Below are 474 nucleotides of genomic sequence, written 5' to 3'. Positions count from 1 at the left end.
AAGGGACAGGAACAAAAGGACGAAGTGCCCGGCGACGCCGGCGCCGGCGAGCATGCCGCCGCCCTTCCCGGCCCGGGTCGCGGACTGCTTGGCTTCGGCCTTGGCCAGTTCCAGCTCCTGGCGCATCAGGGTGGACAGGTCCCGGGTCACCTCCCCGAGCAGGTCACCCAGCGACGTGTTATCGGCCTTCTGATGCGCCTCACCCGGCAGCATCTCAGGAATCTGGCTACTCATCACAACCTGCCAGACTGGCCATCAAAGGGATCGTCGTAATCCCGCAAGGGCACACCGCCCGACTCCGTTCCTGAGTACCCGGGACGGCCGGGCTCGCCATAAATCGTCTCGCCATAAGCTGCGGGAGCGGTGGCAGGCTCATCGAAGGCCGGCACCTTCCCACCCGCCGCAACGTGGCGGCCGCTGGTGGGCGGGTAGGAGGCAGCCGCGCCGGTGTCAGAGGTCTCTTCCGTTGCTCCT

General features: G+C 67.1%; 2 protein-coding genes. Both read right to left on the bottom strand.

Going from position 1 to position 474, the window contains the following annotated elements; translation table 11 throughout:
• Positions 1-234 (bottom strand): phage holin family protein (locus tag FDW83_RS18980; RefSeq protein WP_171027626.1); only part of this gene is annotated, 234 nt, incomplete at its 3' end.
• Positions 234-474, bottom strand: a 241-nt coding sequence (locus tag FDW83_RS19320; RefSeq protein WP_205754703.1) for a hypothetical protein, incomplete at its 5' end; no start/stop codon positions are given. The genes FDW83_RS19320 and FDW83_RS18980, both read right to left, overlap by 1 nt.

Source organism: Pseudarthrobacter sp. NamE2 (genome assembly GCF_005796205.1).
Taxonomy (GTDB): Bacteria; Actinomycetota; Actinomycetes; order Actinomycetales; family Micrococcaceae; genus Arthrobacter.
The sequence above is the reverse complement of the archived record's forward strand: the minus strand, read 5'-3'. Positions and strand labels throughout refer to the sequence as shown.